This is a genomic window from Lysinibacillus sp. FSL W7-1291 (assembly GCF_038593415.1).
Lineage (GTDB): Bacteria > Bacillota > Bacilli > Bacillales_A > Planococcaceae > Lysinibacillus > Lysinibacillus fusiformis_D.
On record NZ_CP151994.1, the window covers coordinates 3,526,657 to 3,549,946 of the forward strand.

Sequence of the window (23,290 nt, forward strand, 5' to 3'; positions counted from 1 at the left end):
ATGGCATTTCAAATGATTTTAAATTTTGTACTTGCCTTCGTCTGGATGTTCCTCTCCTCTAATTACACAGCAGCTGGCTTTATCATAGGGTTCATCATGGGGATCATTTTACTTATCATCATGCGAAGATTTTTCAAATCACGTCTTTATGTCTACCGCTTATGGGCCCTTATTAAACTGACTTTGCTGTTTTTTAAAGAGTTAATATTAGCCAATGTGCAAGTTTTAAAGGTCGTGTTAAAGCCTAAATTGGACATGCAACCTGCCTTTTTTGCCTATCCTACTGTTTTAACCGAAGACTGGGAAATCACTTTATTATCAAGTCTTATTACGTTAACACCCGGAACAGTGGTAGTGCATGTATCAGATGATGCGAAAACATTGTATGTACATGCGATTGATATTAATGATGTGGATGAAGCTGTTGCTTCCATTCGAGATTCATTTGAGAAAGCGATTTTGGAGGTGAGTAAATCATGACAACATTTATTATTGCTGTGATCGTAGTGATTTGCTTATCGATGATTGCAGTTATTTACCGAATGGTAAAAGGCCCTTCTGCATCTGATCGTGTTGTCGCTTTGGATTCACTTGGTGTTTCACTTATTTCTCTTATTGGACTATTTTCGATTTTAGTGGAAACAAGCTTCTTTCTAGAAATTATTTTATTGCTTGCGATTTTATCGTTTATCGGGACAATGGCTTTCTCTAAATTCATAGAGAAAGGAGATATCATTAAACGTGACAATTCTCGCTAATAGCTTAGTTATCTTTTTCATTTCTGTTGGCGTACTGTTTATCGTCGTCACAGCTATCGGACTTGTCCGCTTACCTGATTTGTATACGCGTGCCCATGCAGCTTCTAAAAGTGCAACACTGGGTGTCATGTGTGTATTGATTGGTGTATTCTTTCACTTTTGGCTAATAGAAGATCATTTCAATCCCCGAATTTTACTAGGGATACTGTTCCTCTTCATCACTGGTCCTGTAGGGGGACACATTATGACTCGTTCTTCCTATATCGCTGGTGTAAAGCCTTGGAAAGGTACAGTACGTGATGAGTTAGGTCCTGAAATTGACAGAATGAAAAAGGAACAAAATGTAAAATAAACATAAAAGAACTGCTCGTTCGTACTGTCGAGCAGTTCTTTTAATTTCTTTAAATGTATCCCTTCAAAGTTAAAATCTTCGTCAGTTGTTCAACACACTCCTCGATGGAATGCTGTTCTGTGTTCAAAATAATTTCTGGATTCTCTGGTTCTTCATATGGGGCACTAATACCTGTAAAGTTCGTAATTTCAGCATTCCTTGCCTTTTTATATAAACCTTTCGGATCTCTTTTTTCACATGTTTCTACTGAACACTTTACATAGACCTCTAAAAATTCACCGTCGTCTACAAGTCCACGTACTACTTGACGATCTTCTCGATAAGGTGAAATAAAAGCGGTTAGCACTATTTGACCACTTTCAATAAATAGCTTAGAAACTTCCCCTATTCGGCGAATATTTTCCTTTCGTCCGGACTCATCAAATCCTAAATCCTTATTCAAGCCATGGCGTACATTATCACCATCTAAAACGAAGGCTTGATTGCCCCGTTCAAATAATCGACGGGCAAAAGCATTGGCCACGGATGATTTCCCTGAAGCAGATAATCCCGTAAACCACAAAATAAAGCTTTGATGTTTGTTTTTTGAACGACGTTCCTCTTTCGTAATGGAGGCTTCATGCCAAACAATATTTGAACTCATTTAACTACCTCCTTACGCATGCCTTTGATTAATACATCTACAACTTCTTTGCGGCTAAATGTACTAGGTGGTACTTCTCCATTACGAAGCATTTCACGTACTTTCGTTCCTGATAGAATAACATGGGCAGAGCCATCATGCGGACACGTTTTGGTAGTAGCCATCCCCTCACATCGCTGGCAATAAAAACTATGTTCGAATTTTAATGGCACTATTCCTAATTCATCTTCCGTAAACTGTTCAAAAATCTTTTGTGCATCGTACGTACCATAATAATCACCTACACCTGCATGGTCACGACCAACAATAAAATGGGTACAGCCATAATTTTTCCTTACAAGCGCATGGAAAATAGCCTCCTTTGGCCCAGCATAACGCATTGCGGCAGGAAAAACGCCTAATTGTACACGGCTTTCAGGATAGTAGCTTTTCAATAAAACCTCATAGCTCTCCATACGTATTGTAGCTGACACATCATCCGATTTTGTTTCACCAATAAGTGGATTTAAAAATAACCCATCAATTGTTTCAAGCGCTGCCTTTTGAATATATTCATGCGCCCTATGAACTGGATTGCGAGTTTGGAAGCCAACAATTGTTTTCCATCCCTTGTCGGCAAATAATTGACGTGTTTCTACGGGATCAAACGAATACGCAGGAAATTTTTGTGCGATACGTTTGATTAAGGTAATTTTTCCACCGACATAAATAGCAGGTCGGTCATGAAGCTTTTGAACCCCTGGATGTGCTAAATCCTCTGTCCCATATACAAGCAAAGCCTCTTTTCGTTTATTCGGCTCATAAATATCAACTACTTCAATAACGCCATAAACTTCATCTTGATAGACCAGTTTCACCTCATCACCAGGCTGTATAGTAGCTGCTTTTTCTTGTGTAACAGGTAATGTAATCGGAATACTCCATACTACGCCTGATGCTAAGCGACTTTGTTCCACAACTGACTCATAATCTTCTTGTGTTAAAAAGCCTTCAATTGGGCTATAGCCACCTATCGCAATTAACTCTAAATCACTTAAAGAAATAGCATCCAGCTCAATTTCCTTGTGAATGGTTGCTATCTCTTTTTCTGGGTTAAACGCTTGCACAAGAAGCCCACCATGTGGTTGTAAACTCATGAAAATCTCCTCCTACTTCTAGTTAAATACTAAGTTTTATAGTCAAAATAGTAGTTCTAGCATGATTCAATTTATATGCCTTCACCTGCGTCATAAATGGACTGCTCTTCTTCTCGCATCGTCCGCATTAGGCTAATGACACCTAGTGTCCCAACAATAATAGTGCCAATCAAAATAATGGCATAGAGGTCCTTTTCTAAAAATAGCTGCACTAAAAAGTACGAAATAGCTAACGAAAAGATAGGCGATACAATCCAAATCCGAATGATTTTTTTGACAATATGCTGATGGAAAATTTGTTTTCCATTCTTCGCCATGCCCATACCGATGATGGATGAAGATGTTACTTGTGTTAAAGGAACTGGAAGCCCAAAAAGCGAGCTTACGCCAACAAGAAGGGCACCTGTACTAGAAATTAAGATTCCTTCTGCCTTTTGAAAGCGCACAATTTTTTTACCATTGGTTTCAAGCACTCGTTTGCCAAGTAGCATAGCACCTAGTGCCACAAATGCCCCACCTAGGACAATGCCCATCGTAACATCCATCATCCCTGCACCAACAAGTGGTCCAACAGCATTGGCGACATTGTTCATGCCAGCTGAAAAGGCTTCGAAAAATCCAGCTAATACGAGCAGAACCGTTAAAATCGGACGATCTTTTAGCAGCCCTCTGTTTTGTAATTTATATAATAATTTTCCAAAGACAAGTGCAATGACAAAGGCGACAAGCGGTACAATGATCCAAAATGATATGATAACTAGCAATGAACGCACGAATAATACTTTATAGGCTATTCCTACTCCAACAACAGCGCCAACCGTTACTTCGCTCGTTGATAAGGGGATACCTAAAAGATTGGCGAAAAATAAGGAGCTTGTCGCCGAAATTAGGATAATGATGACAACCTTTACCGTAATATAGTCCTGCGGCATAATGCCTGAGCTAATCGTTTTGACAACCTCTCCTCCGCCTAATACAGCTCCACTATAGACACCTATTGCACAAAAAAGTAATGCTTGCCAAGCTTTTTTGATAGCACCTGCACCGTAAGCAACGCCCATTGAGGCTGCTGCTCCGCTTGCCCCTATATTCATCGCAAAAAATAAACTAATAGCTATTGCAAAATATTCAAGCATGGCAAAACTCCTTTATTCATGTAAACCACACTCCGTTTTACCAGAACCTTGCCATCGTCCTGAACGTAAATCATCCATCGTAAATGCAGGCTTTGTACAATGCTCGCAGCCGATACTTGGATAGCCTTGATCATGCAATGGGTTGTATGGCAGATTGTGCTTAGAAACATAGCGCCAGACATCCTTCCATGTCCAATGAATCAGTGGACAAACTTTAATCGATTTAAATTTATCGTCCCTATTTAGAAAGTTTGTCTGTTGACGTGTTGGCGATTGTTCACGCCGCAAGCCAGATATCCAAGCCTTGTTACCTGACAAGGCTTCATGCAAAGGTTTTATCTTGCGAATGTCACAGCATTTATTTGGATTGGACTTCCAAAGCTCATCACCATATTGAGCGGCTTGTTGTTCTAATGTAAGGATAGGCTTCTTCATGACAATGTTTAGTTGTGGATATTTTTCTTTGACTCTATTAATCGTTTCATAGGTTTCTTTAAAATGGACATCTGTATCCAAAAAAACAATCGTAGCGTCTGGCTTTACCTTTGAAATGAGATCAATTAAGACAATACCCTCAATGCCAAAGCTACATGCATAGACGATTTCCTCTCCATATTCTCGATAGCCCCACTGTAAAACTTCCAGTGCACCCTTATACAGATCATCGACTTGAAAATCAATAATCGGTTCTTGCCAATTTTCGTACGTTAACATCAAATCCCCCTCATAGCAAAAAAGGCGTTTTAACAATAAGACACAGTAAAACAGGTCTTTGTTAAAACGCCTCTAGTTTGACTAGCCAGCTCTTTATTTAATGATTGTTCACTAGTATTTGCTACCTCGTATCACAATCATTCTTCTTATTACCAAATATATACTAAAATACACCAAGTAGTCAACTAGGTTTTTTGACATATCTTTTTCATCCACCCATTTTTTCAGTTCCTTCCTGCATAGAATGAGTGGTATCTAGTGACCGTTACATTCATTTTCAAAATAATTAATTTTTTATTTAATTCCTTGTTGACTAATAGGAAATATATGTTTAATGTATTATTAAAGCTTTGACATAAATAATAAGTTGCTGATCAGAGAATCTGAAGGCCATCTACCCATGAAGTCATAACATTATGGGGGATGGCTTTTTGCATTCTTTAGATGGAAAAGGAGCGAAATGATATGAAAAAAAGGAGCTATGTTCTCCAAACGTTAGCACTATTAGCTGCAGTAACGTTAAGTTTAACTGGCTGTGGAAGTGCTAATTCTGATGAAAAAGCAAGTGGTCAGGAAGCAAAGAAGTCTGTAGAACTACTCAATGTTTCCTATGACCCAACACGCGAGCTTTACGATGAATTTAACAAGGATTTTATAAAAAAATGGAAAGACGAAACAGGTCAAGATGTCAAAATCAATCAATCACATGGTGGATCTGGCAAACAAGGTCGAGCTGTGATCGATGGTCTCGAAGCTGACGTTGTCACCCTTGCACTAGCTTACGATATAGACGAAATTGCTCAAACACGCGAGCTATTGAATAAAGATTGGCAGACAGAATTTGATTATAACTCGACCCCCTATACATCGACCATTGTGTTTTTAGTACGCAAAGGGAATCCAAAAAACATTCAAGACTGGGATGATCTAATTAAAGAAGATGTGTCGGTCATTACACCCAACCCCAAAACATCTGGTGGTGCACGTTGGAACTACTTAGCGGCTTGGGCTTATGCTGGAAAGTTATATAACAATGATGAAACAAAAATAAAAAAATTTATGAAATCACTCTATAGCAATGTTGAAGTATTAGATTCTGGCGCTCGTGGTGCTACAACGACATTCGTAGAACGAAAGATTGGAGACGTCTTAATTGCATGGGAAAATGAAGCCTACTTATCTTTAAATGAATTAGGGAAGGACGAATTTGAAATCATCACACCATCATTAAGTATTTTGGCAGAGCCACCAGTTGCAGTTGTTGACAAAATCGTTGATAAAAAAGGGACACGTGAAGTTGCGGAAGCTTACTTACAACATTTATATAGTGATATCGGGCAAGAAATTGCGGCAAAAAACTATTATCGACCACGTAATGAAACCATTCTAGCAAAATATAAAGAGCAATTTCCTCAGCTTGAACTTGTGTCCATTGATGATTTTGGCGGTTGGTCACAAGCACAAGCTACCCATTTTAAAGATGGTGGTACCTTTGATGAAATATATGTACCACAATAAGGAGCGTTTTGATGAGTCAGTTAATCCTTCCTAAAAAATCACGGCGAATAATCCCAGGCTTTCATCTGTCTCTTGGTTATACAATGCTCTATGTTAGTTTACTAGTGTTACTACCACTTTCAATGATTTTCATTCATACCATGTCCTTAAGCTGGACTGAGTTTATCGCTATCATTACAGAGCCTCGTGCTGTTGCCTCTTATAAAGTGAGCTTCAGCACAGCATTGATTGCGGGCTTACTAAATGTACTTTTCGGCACCATTATCGCATGGGTTCTCGTTCGCTATCAATTTCCATTTAAACGAATCATTGATGGGCTAGTAGATTTACCCTTTGCCTTGCCTACTGCTGTTGCTGGTATTGCTTTAACATCACTCTATGCGCCAAATGGCTGGATCGGTCAATTTTTTGATTTTAAAATTGCCTTTACACCTCTTGGTATTATGATCGCGTTAACATTTATCGGGCTACCTTTTGTAGTACGTACAGTCCAACCCGTATTACAAAATATTAGCGCTGAGGTCGAGGAAGCTTCGGCAAGTCTTGGTGCCAATCGTTTACAAACCTTCAGTAAAGTCATTCTGCCAGAGCTATTACCTGCCATTTTAACTGGCTTTTCATTAGCCTTTGCCCGTGCACTTGGTGAATATGGCTCCGTTGTTTTCATTGCAGGAAATATGCCGATGAAAACAGAAATTACACCGTTAATTATTATGACGAAGCTAGAACAATATGATTATGCAGGTGCTACCGCAATAGCAGTTGTCATGCTTGTGACATCCTTTATTCTGTTGTTCACCATCAACTTGATCCAATGGCTAGCCAATCGTCGTTTTGTACAGTAGGAGGTACCACATGGAACAATCAACATTTATTCAGCAGGCTAGTAGTGAGAAAAATAAAGCAGCCCCAAAGCCTGCTGCATTACAGGAGCCCCGTATTGTTCGCTATTCGTTAACGTTCATTGCCTTAGCTTTTTTAGCTTTCTTTATCGTACTACCTTTACTATCTATTTTTATTACAGCCTTTCAAAAGGGAGCCGACGTTTATTTTGCTGCTATTACACATCCAGATGCGTTAGCTGCTATTAAGCTTACGTTAACGGTTGTAGCTATTGCTGTACCACTTAATGCTCTTTTTGGCGTAATGGCTGCATGGGCCCTTACAAAGTTTAATTTTAAAGGGAAAAATCTATTACTTACCATCGTTGATTTACCATTTGCCGTCTCCCCTGTTATCGCAGGACTAGTATTTATTTTATTGTTTGGTTCACAGGGACTTTTCGGTGATTGGCTGTTCGCACATGATATTAAAATTGTTTTTGCCTTGCCTGGCATTGTCCTCGCCACTATTTTCGTCACTTTACCCTTTGTTGCACGTGAGTTAATACCACTCATGCAAACACAGGGCACATCTGAGGAGGAAGCGTCCATTTCACTTGGTGCCAACGGCTTTAAAACATTTTGGTATGTTACATTGCCTAATATTAAATGGGGATTGTTCTATGGTTTGATTTTATGTAATGCACGAGCCATCGGGGAATTTGGGGCGGTCTCTGTTGTATCAGGTCATATCCGTGGCATGACCAATACGATGCCACTTCATATTGAAATTCTCTATAATGAATATCAATTTTCAGCAGCCTTTGCTGTTGCCTCCTTAATGAGTGTTATGGCCATCTTTACATTAGTTGTGAAAGATATAATCGCATGGAAATCAAAATCTAGTTAAAAGGAGATGGTCACGTTGAGTATACAAATTCAAAATGTATCCAAAAAATATGGTGCTTTTCAAGCATTAGAGGATATATCAGTTCATATTCAGTCAGGGGAGCTAGTAGCACTGCTCGGCCCTTCTGGTTCGGGAAAAACCTCTTTATTACGTGTGATTGCGGGGCTGGAAACCACTGATGTTGGTGATATCTTATTCGATGGTCAGTCCATAACCAATCGACATCCAAAGGAGCGCAATGTGGGCTTTGTCTTTCAGCATTATGCCCTTTTTCGTCATATGACAGTCTTTGATAATGTCGCATATGGGCTAAAGGTTCGCCCGCGAAAAAGCAGACCCTCAAAACAAGAAATAACAAATAAAGTGATGGAATTATTGCAGCTAGTCAAACTCGAAAATTACGCTAATCGATATCCAACACAGCTTTCAGGGGGGCAACGGCAACGTGTAGCACTGGCAAGAGCCCTTGCTGTAGAGCCTAAGGTTCTTTTATTGGATGAACCGTTCGGAGCACTTGATGCAAAAGTTCGCAAGGAATTACGTCGCTGGCTACGAAAGTTGCATGATGAATTTCATATTACCAGTATATTTGTGACACACGATCAGGAGGAAGCACTAGATGTAGCGGATCGCATTGTCGTAATGAATAATGGCAAAATCGAACAAATTGGCAGCCCAGATGAGGTGTATACGAATCCAAATAGTCCATTTGTTTATGACTTCTTGGGCAATGTCAATCTTTTTAAAGGTCGCTTACATAATGGTAAGCTCATGCAAGGCGAAGTTGCACTGGATGTACCAGATGCCCTCACACATACGAATGATAACGTAATTGGCTATGTACGCCCTCATGACATTCATATCGAAAAAACAATTATTCCAGGGACAGTTCCTGTTAAAATCAGTCATATTCATTTGCTAGGACCTATTGTCCAAATTGAGCTACGCCGTGAGGATCTTGATGAATTTTTAGAGGCGGAGTTATCAAAAGAACAATTTTTCCACCTACAGCTTAAAGTTGGCGATCAAGTATTTGTAAAGCCAAAACAATTAAAAGTATTTATTCCCGAAGATTACTCCATTTAAAAAGCCATGTAGCAAAGCAATTTGCTACATGGCTTAGTGTTGAAAAAACAAAACCATTAATAGTATTTTTGTGAAATGTGAAAATAGATTTCCATTGCAGACTACTTGCTTTCCTGTGGGCGAGAGCCGAGCCGCTTCCTCCGCTCCAATCCATAAAAATGTTTCTTGTTAGCAAAGGCTTTCAACTAAAGTGAAGGTATTCACTACTCTTTATGGAGGGATGTTGTCACTCATCACTTCTCTACATTGAAAATAAGAGGTTATCCTTTCTCTACAAATAATGGGCTATTTTGTTCACTACGGCTCGTATGAAAGATAAGGAAAAAACACTTTTATCACATGGTTGATTGAAGTGGAGCCAGCGTCACTCCTAGGGGATTTAGTGAGCTGCACCCAAAATATTGGACTTAAAAATCTACTATAGGGGGTGCAGGTAGTGATTTCTGATGAACAAAAATTAGCCGCAGTTCTAGCTTACTTTGAAGAAAAAGAAAGTACGTATCAGATTGCCAATCGATTACAGAGGGATCGACAGTACATTCGATTATGGATTGAATTATATCGCTATCATGGCATCGAAGGAATTATTCGTCCTCAAGGGTTCACGAATTACGAAGATTCTTTTAAAATAAAAGTAATTCAACACCTGATAGAGACGGGCGATTCGCTCCTTCAGACCGCTGCGAAGTTTAATATTCCTTCCCGTGAAACCATTCGGAGATGGAAAAAACAATGGATGTCAACGGCTGGTGAGGTGCTCTATCAAGTAGAAAAGGAGCGCCAATCAATGCCAAAAAAACAACCACCTTCGTCCGATTTAAATGGAAAAACAACGGATGAGTTAAAAGCGGAAATTGAGTATTTACGGATGGAAAATGCCTATTTAAAAAAGTTGAAAGCCTTAGTTCAAGAAAAGGATGCCTTCAAATCCAAGAAAAAGTAAGAGCTGTCTATGAGCTAAGGTTGGATTTTCCTCTTCAAGCTCTATTAAAAGTCGCGAAACTTAAGAAAAGTACGTATTATTATCATCTCCAAAAATGGGTAAAACCAGATAAATATCAGGCGATCAAAGAACGAATTCAGACGCTTTTTCATTACCATAAGGGGCGTTATGGCTATCGTCGTATTTGTTTAGCCCTCCGAAATGAAGGGTTTTTCATCAACCATAAAACAGTCCAACGATTGATGCAAGAATTGGGCTTAAAAGGGACGGTACGCCCTAAAAAATACCGTTCGTATAAAGGGACAGTCGGCTATGTCGCAGAGAATGTCATCCAACGTGATTTTGAAGCCACTGCACCCAATCAGAAATGGGTAACCGATGTAACGGAGTTTAAAATAAACGGTCAAAAAATCTATATATCCGCTGTATTAGATTTATTCAATCGAGAAATCGTTGGGTATGAGGTATCAAAATCACCTAATTTTGAGTTAGTTCAACAGTCTTTTAAGAAGGCGTTTACGTATACAAAGTTATCGAAAAAGAATGGCTTAATCGTCCATTCTGATCAAGGATGGTTATATCAAATACCACGTTTTAAAGCGTTATTGGCAACACATGAAATCAAGCAAAGTATGTCACGGAAAGGAAATTGTTTAGATAATGCCGTGATAGAAAGCTTTTTTGGCATTATGAAATCAGAATTTCTATACGCAACAACGTTTAAGAACTACGAAGCATTCAAAAAAGCGTTAGTAGACTATATCCACTACTACAATCATGAACGGATAAAAATAAAACTCAACGGAAAAAGTCCAGTTGAGTTTCGAAGAGTTTCTTAAAAGTTCAAATTTTTGGGGTCAGTTCATAGCGTCACAGCTGAGACCCTGGAGCGAACGTAAGTGAGTGAAGCGGCTCATCGGACGCCCCCTGGAAAGGACGCTGGCGGAACGGAAATCAACCTCTCGCCTTGCTAGGTTCTTTTTTTGCTATTGACATCACCTTTTTTCAACAACAAGCCATGTAGCAAAACAATTTGCTACATGGCTTTAATCATTAGTGAAATTCTCTCCCATCATTAACAGCTGTCACATATCCAGCACGAATAACAAAGTCACCAAAATGCTCCCCCTCTAAACGCTCCTTCGCAAAATGCAGAAGAATTGGTCGAAGCTCTGCTAATATCTCTTCTTCGCCAATATTTTCACGATAGATTTTATTCAATCGGTTGCCTGTAAAACTTGCCCCTAAATACATATTATATTTCCCTGGTCCTTTACCGATAAAGCCGATTTCAGCCATAGCTGCACGTGAACAGCCGTTTGGACAGCCAGACATACGTATAACAATTTCTGTTTCATTTAATCCTGCCTCATCGATAATGGCATCAAGCTTCGTAATGAGCGAAGGTAAATAGCGTTCTGCTTCCGCCATTGCTAAACCACAGGTTGGTAAAGAAACACAGGCAATGGAATTGCGACGTAAGGCAGAATAATGCGCACCATCTGTTAGTTTGTATTGTTCAATAATCGTATTAATTTTTTTCTTTTTTTGTGGGGTCACATTGCTAATCATTAAATTTTGGTTCGGTGTTAGGCGAAAATCACCTGTGTGTACTTTAGCTATTTCGCGTAATCCTGTTAACAGCTGATAATCTTCAAAGTCTTTTATACGACCATTTTGAATAAATAACGTGTAATGCCAATGACCATCTGCCCCTTTAATCCAGCCAAATTCATCACCAGTACGCTCAAATGTATAGGGACGAGCCTGCTGAATTTCCCAGCCTAGCCGACGTGTTAATTCTTCTTGGAACCAGGCAAGCCCTCTTGCATCGATCGTGTATTTAAAACGTGCATTTTTGCGCACAGAACGATTCCCATAATCACGCTGTATCGTAATAATTTTCTCTGCTGTTTCCAATAATTTATCTGGCGTAATAAAGCCAATTAAACGAGCAAGCTGTGGATAGGTTTCATGGTCACCATGGGTCATGCCCATTCCTCCACCAACAGCTACATTAAAGCCAATAAGCTGATTTTTTTCAACGATGGCAATAAGTCCAATATCTTGTGAAAAAACATCCACGTCATTACTTGGTGGAATCGCAATCCCTATTTTAAATTTACGAGGCAAATATTGTGCTCCGTAAATCGGTTCAATTTCTTCATCCTGACTATCTACCACCTTTTCCCCATCCAACCACAATTCATGGTAAGCCCGTGTTCGAGGTAATAAATGCTCACTTAGTTTGGCAGACCAGTTGTAAACCTCTTCATGCAATGCCGATTGGTTTGGATTCACATTACACATCACATTGCGGTTTACATCTCCACAAGCTGCCAGAGAGTCCAATAGTACCTCATTGATTTCCTGCATATATTTTTTGACATTCCATTTTAAAATACCATGTACTTGAAATGCTTGACGTGTTGTTAACTTTAAAGAGCCATTACCATACGTTCTAGCCATTTCATCCATGACTAGCCACTGTGCTGGTGTAGCTGCGCCACCTGGTGTTCGTACACGCACCATAAATTGATAAGCAGGCTCCAGCTTTTGGCGTTGACGTTCATTGCGCAGATCTCGATCATCCTGTAAATAACTACCATGGAATTTCATAAGACGATTATCATCCTCTGGAATACCAGAGCTTAATGGATCATTCATGGTACGTTCGAGCGTACCACGTAGGTAATTACTGTCAGTCTTAATGCGCTCTACATCACTTGGTTCTCCAGGCTGTGGAGGTAAAACTATCTTTTCTGTCATTCTTGATCGCTCCTTTAATCCTTTACACCTCGGCGTTTTGGCTTCCATCTGGGGCTGTGCTTTTTAGCTAAGGTACGAGCCTCACTATAGGAATCATTTGCTAAAGAACTCATGCTAAATACAGTTAGTAAACGTCACGTTGGTAGCGTTTCTGCTGTTTTAATTCATTCACAATGATTTTTGCTTCCTCTGGTGTTTTCTGCCCTTGCTGCTCAATGATGTGATGAATGGTTGCATCCACATCAGCTGCCATCGACTGTTTATCACCACACACATAAATGACAGCACCCTGCTCAAGCCATTCATAAAAGCTCGCCGCATTTTCTTGTAATTTATGCTGAACATATACTTTTTGGTCGGTATCTCGTGAAAAGGCTACATGCATTTGGCTTAATGTGCCCGATGCAAGCCAACGTTGCCAATCCGTTTGATAAAGAAAGTCCGTAACAAAATGCTGGTCGCCAAAAATAAGCCACGCTTTCCCCTCAATCCCTAACTCTTCTCGCTCCTCTAGGAAAGCTCGATACGGGGCAACTCCTGTACCTGCTCCAATCATAATAATTGGCGTATCTTCATTCTCTGGTAATCTGAAGTTCGGGTTTTTATGAACATAGATTGGTAATGTATCACCAATTTGAACGTGTTCTGCTACACTGCCAGAACAAACACCCAAACGTTTTCTCCCAGCTGTCTCGTAGCTAACCTTTCCAATGGTTAAATGAACTTCTTCGTTATTGGCCTTTTGGCTACTAGCGATGGAATAAAGTCGTGCTGGAATTTTACGTAGCATCTCTACAAATTGCTGAGCACTCCATGTAAATGGTGCAAAATCCTTTACCACATCAAGTAAATCTCTACCTTTTGCATAGCCCTTCCAAGCATTCGGTTCCTCAAATAGCTTTAAAAATTGTTGATGCTCTGTATAAGCACCTATTTTTTCGAGTAAAGGCCTAGATAACACCGTAATCTCTAATTTTTTCTGTAACGCATCCCTCAATGCTACCGTTTCCTCAAAAACAGTCACTTCCGTTTCTGGATTGAATTGAAGGGCTGCCAGCAATGTATGGACTAATTGCTCATCATTCTCTGGCAGAATGCCAATGCTATCTCCAGGTTCAAAATGAAAATGAGCTCCCTCAATTGATAATTCAAGATGACGTGTCTCTTTATTCGAGCCACGACCATTTAAATTCAGATTTTCAAGTACTTCAGCGTAAAATGGATTTTTTCTTGAATATGTAGATTCTTCTAGTAGTTGCGTGTCTTCGTTTGATGTTGAAGTAGACCCTACAGCAGTTGCTTGCTGCAGAAATTTTTGTTGAACTGCTGAGAACCATTGTGCAGCTGCGTCGTCATAATCCACATCACAATCAGTTCGGGGAACCATTCTTGTTGCACCTAATTTGGCGAATTGCTCATCGAAATCCTTCCCCGTTTTACAGAAAAATTCATAGGAGCTATCCCCTAAAGCAAGGACCGAATACTGTAGATGCTCTAGCTTAGGTGCGCGCTTACTGTGCAAAAACTCATAGAATTGTATCGCTTGATCTGGTGGATCACCTTCCCCATGTGTACTAACAATCAGTAAAAGATTTGTTATCTTTTTTAAATTAGTTGCTTTAAATTTTCCTAATGATGAGATAGTAACCTCCACATGTTGAGCTTTTAAAGCGGCTGCATATTTTTCAGCTAACCCTTGACTATTGCCTGTTTGAGAGCCATATAAAATGGTCATTGTTTGGGTAATGGGTTGGGCTGCTGGTGTTGGCTGTTCCTCATTTGCCTCCAATGTTGCTAGTGGTGCACTTAAATAACCGTTAAGCCAAATTTTTTGTTCGGTTGTTAATTTAGGAAGAAGCTCATTTAATAACTTCACCTGCTCTTCATTAAATGGACTGTTTATTACTTGCAATTTCAATCTTTGCCACCTCACGAATCATCATCATTTCATTTTTTTAGATTATCGAAGCCTGATCTTTTCCTTTTTTTCGATTTGAACCACGTACGCATTTTGTACAATTAATGTAATTGATCCGTGGTTCACAGTATTTAACATTTGGCGGACATTCTCTAATGCTAGATTTACGTTTTCAGCTCTTTTATCTACCATTACGAAACACCTTCCTCTTTAAAATGTAATAATTCATCAATACGTTCCACTAACACCTTTTTCACATTGTCATCATAGCCTAGGCTTTCACAAAGCACGATATCTTGACTGTCAAAACTCTGTATTCGCTTGGCAATACTTTGCCTTAAAATACCTGTAAATAATAAATACGGTACAATAAAGACTTGCCGTTGCTTCCCTTTTTCTTGTTGGAGCCAGTCTTCAAAAGTCGGTCCCATCCCATATAAAAAGCATGTATCAACAACTTTATAGTGATATTTAGTACGTAACTTTGCTGCAATTTTTGCTAGATCTCTTTTGACGGCTGAATCACTACTCCCACGCCCTATAAGTAAAACACTTGCGTCAAACTTAGGTTGCTGTTTTTCTATTATCCTAGCTTGTAATGAGTCAATTAATCGTTCATGGATTCCAAGAGGCTCACCATAAGTAAACTTTACAGATGGATATTGCTTTTGAGCTTTTGCCACTTCTTTCGGAATATCTTGTTTGGCGTGTTGGGCAGCTAGTAGTAGAATGGGCATCACTGCAATCGCTGTTGCACCTTTTCGAATACAGCTCTCAATTCCTTCAGCAATGGTCGGTGTTGCAAGCTCCAAAAAGCAGATTTCTTGAATGGATACATGAATTTCCTGCTGCACGCGTTGAAGAAACATTACGGCCTGCTCTACGCCTGCCTTGACTCGGCTGCCGTGTGCAATATATAAAATTGCTTGCATCATTCCACATCCTTACCTCGTTATTTGGACTGGCTGTGGCGTGTTATGCTCAAACCATTGAATTGTTTCTCTTAGTGTCACAACTTTCCCTACTAATATGATGCTAGGGTTTTGAATAGTTTCCGTACACACAATTTCTTCAATTGTAGCTAAAGTACCCGTAACGGTTTGTTGCTTTGTGGCTAATGTGCCCCAATGAATAACAGCCACAGGCGTATTTTCATCACGGCCATATTTGAGTAATTGCTGACGAATGTATGGCAGATTACCAACCCCCATATAAATGGCAATCGTGTCAATTCCCTTCGCAAGACTTTCCCAACGTATCGCATCTTCTTTCCCATCCTGCATATGCCCCGTAACCATGGCAAAACTTGAACCTAATGCCCGATGTGTAACAGGAATGCCTGCATACGCTGGCGCTGCTATACCTGAAGTAATGCCAGGTACAATTTCAAATGGAATCTGATGCTTAGCTAGTACCTCAGCTTCCTCAGCCCCTCTACCAAAGACAAACGGATCTCCTCCTTTTAATCTTGTTACGACATACCCTTGCTGTGCATAACTGACAAGAGTCTGGTTGATCTGCTCTTGAATCATTGCATGCTGTTGTGGCAATTTCCCACAAAAAATCAATTTAACGTCTTGCTTGGCATAATCCAATAGCTCTTTATTAATGAGTCTGTCATATAAAATAATGTCAGCACATTCAATACAACGTAATCCTTTGACCGTAATGAGGTCAACGTCTCCAGGACCTGCACCTACGATATAAACTTTCCCCATTCCGTTTCACTCCTTCTATCCTCTATTTATAGTGGAGGGAGTCTTCTGTACCTGGTGGTTCAAAAAACACTTATTGAATCAAGATAATAAAAGAGGCCAATATTATCCTTAGGCACAACAATGCCTATGAACAATAAAAGCCTCTAGTTTGCTAGTCAGCCACCTATTTAATTCTTAGTAATATAATAAGAATAATAAATAATTTAGTATATTCTGTCAACACCCAATTTGCTACTTCGTAAGGCACAAATCAGAACCACCAGTATAACTGGTGGTTTGCTCTGCGCGTGAAACGCTGGGGTACTGGCCCATGTCTAAAGACATTCTGAATGGTCTGCCAACCGCACTCCGTTTTCACACAAACCGCTAAAGCGGCTTACTTATTTTTTCTTTCTCTTGATTTCTTCTCCTGTGAATGGGTCAATGAATTCTTTCATCGTCATTTGATCTTGCAGGATATCTTCTTGTAATTGATTTTTTATATACTCTTGTATCTTTTTCTTATTTCGGCCGACTGTGTCCACATAGTATCCTCGACACCAGAATTGACGATTACCGTATTTATACTTTAAATTCGCATGTCGGTCGAAAATCATTAGACTACTCTTCCCTTTTAAATAACCCATGAACGCAGATACACTCAATTTCGGTGGAATACTTACCAACATATGAATGTGGTCAGGACAGGCTGTTGCCTCTATGATTTCTACATCTTTTCTTTCACATAATTGGCGCAATATTCTTCCAACATCTGCTTTAATTTGACTATAAATAATCTGCCTTCTATACTTTGGCGCAAAGACGATATGATACTTACAATTCCACGTTGTATGTGCTAAACTTTTGTTATCCATTTATGGTGGCTCCTTTCGTACGAAGTCGGTTGACTAGACCTGACTTTATTGTACGTTTGGAGTTTTTTTATTGTCCATAGCTAAAAGCTTTCCGGAACCCCCTGCATAGCAGGGGGTTTTCAAAGCACACAACAAAAACCAGTTGCCGATTATAGGGCAACTGGTTGATCGTTTTATGTGCTTACCAAGGTCTGCGATACCGTGGACCTGGTCGAAAATATGGACCTGGCTGATATGGTCGATAGTTTGGATAATATGGATTATAAGGATATTGATTAAATTGAGAGCCAAGGAAACTTCCTAAAAAACCACCGAAAAACGGTGCACCAAATGGCCAAATAAAGCCTCCAAATCCTCCTCCTGGGTAACCTCCGAAATTGCGCATATGCTACCTCCCTTTTTACTCTATCGTATGAAGGAAGATACATCTATCATATGTAGAATGCCTATTCTATCGGGATTAGTGCTTAAATCACAAAAAATCAGCGAGAACAAATTCCCGCTGATTGCCATTCTCTCTTACTTTTCTTCCCCTAAACGTTGAACAAAATTCGCAAGCGTACGTACCATAACCCCAGTACCGCCTTTAGGCCCTAAATCATGTATAGCCACTGCATCAGATGTGCCAGCAATATCTAAATGAATCCATGGCGTATCGCCAACAAATTCGCCTACAAAGCCTCCACCGAAAATCATATGACCATCACGACCTGGAGAGTTGTTTAAATCAGCTACATCTGATTTACGAATTCGTTTTTTATCATTCTCTGTTAAAGGCATACGCCAAACAAATTCATCTGTCTCATTTGCAGCTTCCATAAATGCTGCGAAAAATGCATCATCATTCGCAAGAGCACCTGTTTTATCCATACCTAGCGCAGTAATGACGCCTCCAGTTAAAGTAGCAACATCAATCAGTGATGTAGCACCTTGCTGTTTAGCATATGTAGTTGCATCTGCCAGAACTAAACGTCCTTCTGCATCCGTGTTTAAGACTTCAACCGTTTTCCCACTATACGTAGTAATCACATCATCTGGTTTAAATGCTGTATCAGATACCATGTTATCTGTAGAACCGATAACAGCTACAACATTTTTATTTGGACGTAATTCACCGATAATTTTCATCGCTCCAAGCACAGCTGCTGCGCCGCCCATATCGCCTTTCATACCGACCATTGAGTCTTTTGGCTTTAAAGAATATCCACCTGTATCATACGTTACCCCTTTACCGACAAGGCCAATTGGATCTTCAAAATCTTCAGTCGCTTTATATTTTAAAGTAATTAATCGTGGTTCTTCATATGAGCCTTGGTTAACACTTAAAATACCGCCCATACCTAGTTCCTCTAATTGAGCTTTACCTAAAATCTCTACTTCAAAATCATACTCTACTGCAAGTGATTGTGCATAATTGGCTAAATCAGTTGCTGTTAGTAGATTTGGTGGTAGATTAATTAAACTACGAGCTTCATTGACAGCATCCGCATAAATTACACCTACTTCAAAGCTAGCCACAACCTCATCTATATCCTCTGACATTGTCACAAGATGAACAGCATTAATACGTTTATCTACTTCGTTTGAAGTTGTTTTGTAATGAGGAATAGCATAATAGCCAAGTCCAATTCCTTCTCCTGCTAAAAACGCTACATCTGTAGTTGCAATTGAATCTGTTGTAAATGATTCAAGCCAAATGGAATACTCTTTTGCCTTTAAAGCTTTTAATTCTTTTCCTACTAAACCAAATGCTGCGCGAATATCACCTTCTGTTAAGTTTTTACGCTCGTCCAGGCCTACAAATAAAATACGTTTAAGGTTCGCATGGTCTTTCACAAATGGCAATTTCGTTAGTTTCTTTAATTCTGTTGATACGTCCCCAGCACTAATCCACGTATCAAGTGATTCACCGTAAAAAGATGAAAAGCTTGTCCAATCCTGCATTTGTTCACGATGTTTTGTGACTCCCACCACTAATAGTTCTGTAGAAATCGTTTCAAATGTTTTTGCTTCTTTTACAATATGCATGTAAATTCCTCCATTCCATATACTATTATAACGAAGTTTCTGAAAAGTACGTAATATTTGCCTGTATCTTCTTTTAGAAAATAATGAATGTTATAATAAAAGCAATTATTTGCAAAGGTTGTGATGAATTGAGTTTACTTCAAAATACCCCATTACTAATTGCCCTCTTTGCCGTTCTCTTTGCACAGTTTGTCAAAATCCCCATCCATTTTTTAATGACTAGACAAGTGAATTGGAGCCTGTTTACCTCGACGGGTGGTATGCCTAGCTCTCACTCTGCCTCAGTCACTGGACTGGCAACCTCGATTGCTTATGAGACGGGGTTGGAATCCCCTATTTTTGCAGTAGCCGCTATGTTTTCCATTATTGTGATGTACGATGCCAGTGGTGTTCGTTACCAAGCAGGACAGCATGCCGCTATATTAAATCAGCTGCGCAAGGACTTCCAAACATTGCTCCATGATTTAAAAAAATGGCCTCAGATGGATGGGCAGGAGAAAATGGAGGAATTAAAAACATTATTAGGTCATAAACGAAGCGAAGTATTTTTTGGGGCTCTCACAGGTATTTTTATCGCCATCATAACCTACGAGTTTTTCATATTATAAGCAATAAAAACACATCCTCTAGAGGGAGGTTGTGTTTTTTTGTATAAAAAAAGTATTCTTCCTTCGATTGAAAGAAGAATACTCAGCAAGTTAGAACATTCGATATCCACTTTTTCGTAAATAAATCATCACGATACCTGCCACAATGGAACCCGCAAATCCACCTGATAAAATAGCAATATCTACAAACTGTAGCGCCTGTAATTTATCGATTAGTGCTGGGAATGCAGAACCTGGCTTAAAAATATAATCTAAGAAGCTTACTTCATCTACAATAAAGATGACAACGATTGGATACACAATCGACATTAACCATGTCATACGTAACAGCATATTTAACAAAAATCCGATACCAAAGAACATGACGAAAAATAACAATATTGAAATGATTAACTGTACTAATGAAACTGGACCATCCATGTATGTATAACCTCCGTTTTCCTCTCATTAGTTTACATGATTACGACAACGCTTTCAATGAACATATCCTTGTTTTCGCTTGTTCGACATATTTAGTTAATCTTTCAGTTATCGCGGATTTTTGCAGGTATTCTTTCTCTTAACAAGAGTATTTCTTTGTCTTCCGCGAGTATTCCTCCTCCTATCGAGAGTATTTCCCTGTCTTCCGCGAGTATTCCCTCCTTCATCGCGGGTATTTTCCCGCTTTTATCATCAAAAAACTATTGAAGATAGGGCTTCTAATCTTCAATAGTTTTACTGTTTCTTTATGAAGCTGTTTGAGCTAGCAAGAACTTCGGTGATTTCCAAAGCTGTGCCCATTTTTTAAAGGCTGTGATGACGATTAATAAACCGAGCATCAGCATAATAACGGATAAGATGCCATTTAACATATTGAAGCCTGCAGCTGCTGGATTCCAATACACATTTTTAATCATCCAATAGCCTGCAACATTGACAGTGACGTATAAATAAGCCAATGGAATAAAGCATGTTAACGCATAAACTCGCTTATCTGCCACCTTCAATACCATCGTCACTCCACATACTAAACCAATAGCTGCCATCAGTTGATTGGATACACCAAATAATACCCAAATGGAGCTAATATCCCCCGAATACAATAAATAGCCCCACATAAAGCAGGCGAGTGCACTGGCAAAAATTGTACCCGGTACCCAATTGGTACGCTTCAATGGTTTATAAACATTGCCACCAAAGTCTTGAATCAAATAGCGAGCTACTCTCGTTCCTGCGTCAATAGCTGTTAGAATAAAGACAGCCTCAAACATTATTACAAATTGATAGAAATAAGAAGATAACTCTGCGAACCAAGGAATGCCTGTAAAGATATCTGTCATTCCAACAGCCAAGGTTACAGCGCCTCCTGTTCGTCCCTCTAAATCCATGCCAATGCTTTGAGACAAGGCTTGTAAATGAACAGGCTCCATCCCTAATGTGGCAAATACAGCTGGTGCTGAATTAATCGCAAAATAGTCTGCTGGATGAAGGGCTGTAGCTGCAATCAAGGCCATCACGCCTACTAATGACTCTACTAACATTGCGCCAAAGCCAACAATACGAATATCTTCCCAACGATCAATCATTTTAGGCGTCGTTCCTGAGCCTACAAAAGCATGGAAGCCTGAAATAGCTCCGCAGGCAATCGTAATAGACACAAATGGCCATACAGGACCTGCAATTACTGGGCCACCGCCATGAATAAATTCTGTTAACGGCGGGAACTGAATAGCAGGATTGACAAAGAAAACGCCAATAATTAATGCAATAAATACACCAATCTTCATGAAACTACTTAAATAATCACGTGGGGCTAGTAATAGCCATACAGGCAAAGCAGCGGCTAAAAAGGCATAAATCGGTAAGATAATAGCTAATGTATCACGGTCAAACGTTAAAAATTCACCAAATGCTGTACCTTGAATAAGTGGCCCGATAAATACGCCAATCATCAATAAAATAAAGCCTACTGTGGATGTTAAAATTAAATTGCCTGTTTTTCGATAAGCAATCCCTACTAGTATCGCGATTGGAATAGTAATCCCTACCGCAAACGTTCCCCATGGATTACGTTCTAAAGCTCCTAACACCACCATTGAAAGACCTGCCATAGTAATCGTAATAATAAATAGCATCGCAAGGCCTGTACAGAAGCCAGCAATAGGACCAAGCTCCTCCTTCATCACTTCTGATAAGGATTTCCCTCCATGACGCATGGAAGCAAATAACACAACAGCATCATGGACAGCCCCACCAATTACCGCTCCTATTAATAACCATAGAAGTCCAGGTAAATACCCGAACTGTGCAGCTAAAATCGGTCCAACCAATGGTCCTGCGGCGGCAATCGCTGCAAAATGATGCCCAAAGGTTACCCATTTATTCGTCGGAACATAGTCCTTACCATCTTCCAAAGCATGCGCTGGCGTGGGCGTATCATCTTTTATTTTGAGTACCTTTTTTGTAAAGAATATGCCATACAAACGATAGCTAATCACCAAAACACAAATAGATCCTATCACAATTGTAATCGCATTCATGCAAACACCCCTTTTACTTTTTTCACATCATAGCAAAGGAATGTCCCCCATATTCATGAAATTAACTGAAATGTCAGAAATCAAAGTTGAAATGTCGTATTCTTCTATTGAAATGCAACTATTTTGATAGGTCAAAAATTTTCCGTACATCCTTCATATACAGCCTACTAACCGGAATTGAATGTCTGTTGTGCAATATTAAATTATATTTAGAACTACTCCAAGGCTCTAGTTCCACAATATGCTCTAAATTAACAATGAACGCACGATGGACACGCACAAAACCTTTTAAAGCCAGCTTCTTCTCTAACGCTGCCAATGACTCCGAAGCGAAAAATCTCCCTTGCTCTGTCACAACCACCGTTTTACTGTCCTCAGATGTACAATATAAAATATCCTGTATTTTCATTAATAAAATTCGATCGTTTACATAAACCGTTAATTTATCGAGCTTGTCCAACTGTGAAAACTTTATTTCTTCCATTGTTTTTACCTGGGCAGCTCTTTTTTTAGCTAATAGCTTTTCCACAGTAGCTTGTACTCTTTGTGCCTCAAATGGTTTCAAAATATAATCAAAGGCACTGACCTCAAATGCCTGTAATGCATATTCATCATAGGCTGTAGCAAAAATAATTTCGGGTCTTTGTGCATCTAACAGTAGTTGCTTAGCTAAATCGAGTCCATTCTTCATTCCTAACTCAATATCTAAAAATACACAATCTATCTGTTCATACTGTTTGCAAAAGTCCTCTAGATTTTCAGATTCGCCACAAACATTTACTAACGCTGTTTGCTCTAATAAATACCTCAACTCAGCGCGTGCCAACGGTTCATCATCCACAATATATACATTCAATCT

General features: G+C 39.4%; 25 protein-coding genes. 10 read left to right on the forward strand and 15 right to left on the reverse strand.

Going from position 1 to position 23,290, the window contains the following annotated elements; translation table 11 throughout:
- From NST76_RS17110 to mnhG, 3 genes are read left to right on the forward strand one after another with little or no spacing between them, the layout of a single operon-like run.
- Positions 1 to 480: a Na+/H+ antiporter subunit E gene (locus tag NST76_RS17110; RefSeq protein WP_036119832.1), complete on the forward strand. Its 480-nt coding sequence runs from the start codon at positions 1 to 3 to the stop codon at positions 478 to 480.
- Positions 477 to 758: a Na(+)/H(+) antiporter subunit F1 gene (locus NST76_RS17115; protein ID WP_004228375.1), complete on the forward strand. Its 282-nt coding sequence runs from the start codon at positions 477 to 479 to the stop codon at positions 756 to 758. The genes NST76_RS17110 and NST76_RS17115 overlap by 4 nt, the downstream gene beginning before the upstream one ends.
- On the forward strand, positions 742 to 1,110 hold the full coding sequence (gene mnhG / locus NST76_RS17120; RefSeq protein WP_036119829.1) for a monovalent cation/H(+) antiporter subunit G: 369 nt from the start codon (positions 742 to 744) through the stop codon (positions 1,108 to 1,110). The genes NST76_RS17115 and mnhG overlap by 17 nt, the downstream gene beginning before the upstream one ends.
- A gap of 49 nt (positions 1,111 to 1,159) precedes the next feature.
- Here mnhG and cysC read toward each other — a convergent pair whose 3' ends face one another.
- The 4 genes from cysC to NST76_RS17140 form a co-directional block, all read right to left on the reverse strand.
- Positions 1,160 to 1,753, reverse strand: a complete 594-nt coding sequence (gene cysC, locus NST76_RS17125; protein ID WP_036119825.1) for an adenylyl-sulfate kinase — start codon at positions 1,751 to 1,753, stop codon at positions 1,160 to 1,162.
- Positions 1,750 to 2,889 carry a sulfate adenylyltransferase gene (gene sat, locus NST76_RS17130; protein ID WP_036119823.1) on the reverse strand — a complete coding sequence of 380 codons (1,140 nt, stop codon included), beginning with the start codon at positions 2,887 to 2,889 and terminating at the stop codon, positions 1,750 to 1,752. The genes cysC and sat overlap by 4 nt, the downstream gene beginning before the upstream one ends.
- 71 nt (positions 2,890 to 2,960) lie before the next feature.
- Positions 2,961 to 4,025 (reverse strand): inorganic phosphate transporter, encoded by a 1,065-nt coding sequence (locus NST76_RS17135; protein WP_036119821.1) that lies wholly within the window; start codon positions 4,023 to 4,025, stop codon positions 2,961 to 2,963.
- A 12-nt stretch (positions 4,026 to 4,037) separates the two neighbouring features.
- Positions 4,038 to 4,739 (reverse strand): phosphoadenylyl-sulfate reductase, encoded by a 702-nt coding sequence (locus tag NST76_RS17140; protein WP_036119818.1) that lies wholly within the window; start codon positions 4,737 to 4,739, stop codon positions 4,038 to 4,040.
- Positions 4,740 to 5,204: 465 nt separating this feature from the next.
- On the opposite strand from NST76_RS17140, the gene NST76_RS17145 reads away from it, so the two are divergent.
- The 6 genes from NST76_RS17145 (at position 5,205) to NST76_RS17170 (ending at position 10,856) form a co-directional block, all read left to right on the forward strand.
- On the forward strand, positions 5,205 to 6,257 hold the full coding sequence (locus NST76_RS17145) for a sulfate ABC transporter substrate-binding protein (RefSeq protein ID WP_036119815.1): 1,053 nt from the start codon (positions 5,205 to 5,207) through the stop codon (positions 6,255 to 6,257).
- 11 nt (positions 6,258 to 6,268) lie between these two features.
- Complete coding sequence (gene cysT, locus NST76_RS17150; protein ID WP_036119812.1) at positions 6,269 to 7,102, forward strand: sulfate ABC transporter permease subunit CysT; 834 nt, start codon at positions 6,269 to 6,271, stop codon at positions 7,100 to 7,102.
- Positions 7,103 to 7,112: 10 nt separating this feature from the next.
- Complete coding sequence (gene cysW, locus NST76_RS17155; RefSeq protein WP_342544195.1) at positions 7,113 to 7,988, forward strand: sulfate ABC transporter permease subunit CysW; 876 nt, start codon at positions 7,113 to 7,115, stop codon at positions 7,986 to 7,988.
- 15 nt (positions 7,989 to 8,003) lie between these two features.
- Complete coding sequence (locus NST76_RS17160; RefSeq protein WP_342503505.1) at positions 8,004 to 9,074, forward strand: sulfate/molybdate ABC transporter ATP-binding protein; 1,071 nt, start codon at positions 8,004 to 8,006, stop codon at positions 9,072 to 9,074.
- Between the two features lie 436 nt (positions 9,075 to 9,510).
- Positions 9,511 to 10,017 carry a helix-turn-helix domain-containing protein gene (locus tag NST76_RS17165; protein WP_180957841.1) on the forward strand — a complete coding sequence of 169 codons (507 nt, stop codon included), beginning with the start codon at positions 9,511 to 9,513 and terminating at the stop codon, positions 10,015 to 10,017.
- The gene (locus NST76_RS17170) at positions 10,002 to 10,856 is read left to right on the forward strand and encodes an IS3 family transposase (protein WP_342545271.1); all 855 of its coding nucleotides are present in this window, start codon (positions 10,002 to 10,004) and stop codon (positions 10,854 to 10,856) included. Before NST76_RS17165 ends, NST76_RS17170 begins: the two co-directional genes overlap by 16 nt.
- A 214-nt stretch (positions 10,857 to 11,070) precedes the next feature.
- Here the strand turns inward: NST76_RS17170 and cysI are convergent, their stop codons facing one another.
- From cysI to NST76_RS17210, 8 genes are all read right to left on the reverse strand, one after another.
- The gene (cysI, locus tag NST76_RS17175; protein WP_342544197.1) at positions 11,071 to 12,786 is read right to left on the reverse strand and encodes an assimilatory sulfite reductase (NADPH) hemoprotein subunit; all 1,716 of its coding nucleotides are present in this window, start codon (positions 12,784 to 12,786) and stop codon (positions 11,071 to 11,073) included.
- A gap of 124 nt (positions 12,787 to 12,910) precedes the next feature.
- A complete protein-coding gene (locus tag NST76_RS17180; protein WP_342503503.1) occupies positions 12,911 to 14,704 on the reverse strand; it encodes an assimilatory sulfite reductase (NADPH) flavoprotein subunit in 1,794 nt (597 codons plus the stop codon).
- Between the two features lie 42 nt (positions 14,705 to 14,746).
- Positions 14,747 to 14,896 (reverse strand): YezD family protein, encoded by a 150-nt coding sequence (locus tag NST76_RS17185; RefSeq protein WP_080717104.1) that lies wholly within the window; start codon positions 14,894 to 14,896, stop codon positions 14,747 to 14,749.
- On the reverse strand, positions 14,896 to 15,639 hold the full coding sequence (locus NST76_RS17190) for a sirohydrochlorin chelatase (RefSeq protein ID WP_342544198.1): 744 nt from the start codon (positions 15,637 to 15,639) through the stop codon (positions 14,896 to 14,898). The genes NST76_RS17185 and NST76_RS17190 overlap by 1 nt, the downstream gene beginning before the upstream one ends.
- A 9-nt stretch (positions 15,640 to 15,648) precedes the next feature.
- Positions 15,649 to 16,422, reverse strand: coding sequence for a uroporphyrinogen-III C-methyltransferase (gene cobA / locus NST76_RS17195; protein WP_342544200.1), 774 nt, complete (start codon positions 16,420 to 16,422; stop codon positions 15,649 to 15,651).
- Positions 16,423 to 16,802: 380 nt separating this feature from the next.
- A complete protein-coding gene (gene tnpA, locus NST76_RS17200; RefSeq protein ID WP_271912593.1) occupies positions 16,803 to 17,276 on the reverse strand; it encodes an IS200/IS605 family transposase in 474 nt (157 codons plus the stop codon).
- A 181-nt stretch (positions 17,277 to 17,457) separates the two neighbouring features.
- Positions 17,458 to 17,661, reverse strand: coding sequence for a hypothetical protein (locus tag NST76_RS17205; protein WP_036119794.1), 204 nt, complete (start codon positions 17,659 to 17,661; stop codon positions 17,458 to 17,460).
- 134 nt (positions 17,662 to 17,795) lie between these two features.
- Positions 17,796 to 19,304 carry a leucyl aminopeptidase gene (locus tag NST76_RS17210; protein WP_036119791.1) on the reverse strand — a complete coding sequence of 503 codons (1,509 nt, stop codon included), beginning with the start codon at positions 19,302 to 19,304 and terminating at the stop codon, positions 17,796 to 17,798.
- An 83-nt stretch (positions 19,305 to 19,387) separates the two neighbouring features.
- Between NST76_RS17210 and NST76_RS17215 the strand changes: the two genes are divergently transcribed.
- On the forward strand, positions 19,388 to 19,912 hold the full coding sequence (locus NST76_RS17215; RefSeq protein ID WP_342503501.1) for a divergent PAP2 family protein: 525 nt from the start codon (positions 19,388 to 19,390) through the stop codon (positions 19,910 to 19,912).
- Positions 19,913 to 20,002: 90 nt separating this feature from the next.
- Here NST76_RS17215 and NST76_RS17220 read toward each other — a convergent pair whose 3' ends face one another.
- The 3 genes from NST76_RS17220 to NST76_RS17230 form a co-directional block, all read right to left on the reverse strand.
- Positions 20,003 to 20,332 carry a YuiB family protein gene (locus tag NST76_RS17220; protein WP_036119784.1) on the reverse strand — a complete coding sequence of 110 codons (330 nt, stop codon included), beginning with the start codon at positions 20,330 to 20,332 and terminating at the stop codon, positions 20,003 to 20,005.
- Positions 20,333 to 20,637: 305 nt separating this feature from the next.
- Positions 20,638 to 22,431, reverse strand: coding sequence for a carbon starvation protein A (locus NST76_RS17225; protein ID WP_342503500.1), 1,794 nt, complete (start codon positions 22,429 to 22,431; stop codon positions 20,638 to 20,640).
- Positions 22,432 to 22,549: 118 nt separating this feature from the next.
- On the reverse strand, positions 22,550 to 23,287 hold the full coding sequence (locus NST76_RS17230; RefSeq protein WP_338651801.1) for a LytTR family DNA-binding domain-containing protein: 738 nt from the start codon (positions 23,285 to 23,287) through the stop codon (positions 22,550 to 22,552).
- Between the last annotated feature and the right edge of the window lie 3 nt (positions 23,288 to 23,290).